General features: G+C 70.7%; 2 protein-coding genes. Both read left to right on the top strand.

The window, feature by feature from the left end; translation table 11 throughout:
* On the top strand, positions 1-685 hold a 685-nt coding region (locus G6018_RS10830), incomplete at its 5' end, for a neutral/alkaline non-lysosomal ceramidase C-terminal domain-containing protein (RefSeq protein ID WP_182639584.1).
* 77 nt (positions 686-762) lie between these two features.
* Positions 763-1,530 (top strand): SDR family NAD(P)-dependent oxidoreductase, encoded by a 768-nt coding sequence (locus G6018_RS10825; RefSeq protein ID WP_179524210.1) that lies wholly within the window; start codon positions 763-765, stop codon positions 1,528-1,530.
* Positions 1,531-1,644 lie beyond the last annotated feature (114 nt).

The following is a 1,644-nucleotide window of genomic DNA, read 5'->3' as shown; positions in this document are numbered from 1 at the left end:
CGAGCCGACCGTCGTGGCGGGCCTGCGCCTGCGCCGCACCCTGGCGGCCGAACTCGCCGTCCCCGAGGACCACATCACCGTGCAGGGGTACTCCAACGCCTACGGGCACTACGTCACGACCCCGGAGGAGTACTCGGCCCAGAACTACGAGGGCGGCGCCACCGCGTTCGGCCCGTGGACGCTGCCCGCCATCCAACAGGTGGCCGCCGACCTGGCGCGCTCGATGCGGTCGGGATCCCCCCTGGACCCGGGCGCCTCCGAACGAGACCTCACCGGGCAGATCCCCGTCTCCCCCCTGGGCAACCCGCTCGTGGACACCCCGGCGCCGCTGCGGAACTTCGGTGACGTGCTGGACCCGCCCCTGCCCGGGTACCGGGTGGGGCAGCGGGTCGTGGTCCGGTTCTGCGGCACGAACCCCAACTCCGACCTGCGGCGGGGTGACACCTACCTGGCCGTGGAGCGCCGGGACGGCGGACGGTGGATCCGGGTCCACGACGACGGCGACTGGTCCACGATGATCGTGTTCGAGGGCCTGCTCACCGTGACCAACGCCCTCATCACCTGGGACATCCCTCCGGGGACACCGGCCGGCGAATACCGGGTGGTGTACACCGCCTCCGGTCGGGGCATCGACGGCCGACTGTTCCCCGTGCGGGGGGAGAGCCCGGCCTTCGACGTGCGCTGAACACGGTTCTGGAACACTGGGCCGGTAAGTGCTTGCACCTCCTAGTGCTCGCCTCCTAGAGAGAAAGGACATCGCCCGTGGACATCAAGGGTGCTTCCGTCATCGTCACCGGTGCCGCCTCCGGCCTGGGCAACGCCACCGCGCGCTCGTTCGCAGAGAAGGGCGCGATCGTCTTCGGCCTCGACCTCCAGCAGTCCATCGACAAGGCCGTCGAGCAGGGCATCGACGAGGGGATCACCCTCCTCCCCGCCGATGTGACCAGCGAGGACGACGTCAAGGCCGCCATCGCCAAGGCCACCGAGGCCGCCCCGCTGCGCGTCGTGGTCAACTGCGCGGGCATCGCCCCGGCCGCCCGCATCGTCTCCAAGAAGGGCGTGCACGCCCTGGACCTGTTCCAGACCTGCATCTCGGTCAACCTGGTCGGCACGTTCAACGTGCTGCGGCTCGCCGCCGAGGCCATGTCCACCCAGGACACGGTCGACGAGGACGGCCAGCGCGGCGTCATCATCAACACCGCCTCCGTGGCCGCCTACGAGGGCCAGGTCGGCCAGATCGCCTACGCCGCGTCCAAGGGCGGCGTGTACTCGATGGGCATCTGCGCGGCTCGCGACCTCGCCCAGTTCGGTATCCGGGTCAACACCATCGCCCCGGGGACCATCGAGACGCCGATGTTGCGTGGCCTGACCGAGGAGTTCCAGAAGACCCTCGAGGCCTCCATCCCGTTCCCGTCCCGCCTCGGCCGCCCGTCGGACTACGCGCAGCTGGCAGGCGCGATCGTCGAGCAGGACTACCTCAACGGCGAGAGCTTCCGTATGGACGGCGCCCTCCGCATGGCGCCGCGCTGATCCGAGCAGATGCGCGAAAGGCCCGCCCCCAGCGGGGGCGGGCCTTTCCCGTGTGCAGCGACGCGAGGTGGACGCGCGAGGCTCAGCCGCGACCGTTCGGGGTGTCCGGGCCCG

Origin of the sequence: Dietzia sp. DQ11-44, from assembly GCF_014145205.1 — a bacterium.
GTDB lineage: Bacteria > Actinomycetota > Actinomycetes > Mycobacteriales > Mycobacteriaceae > Dietzia > Dietzia natronolimnaea.
This window is presented reverse-complemented; position numbering and strand designations above follow the sequence as displayed.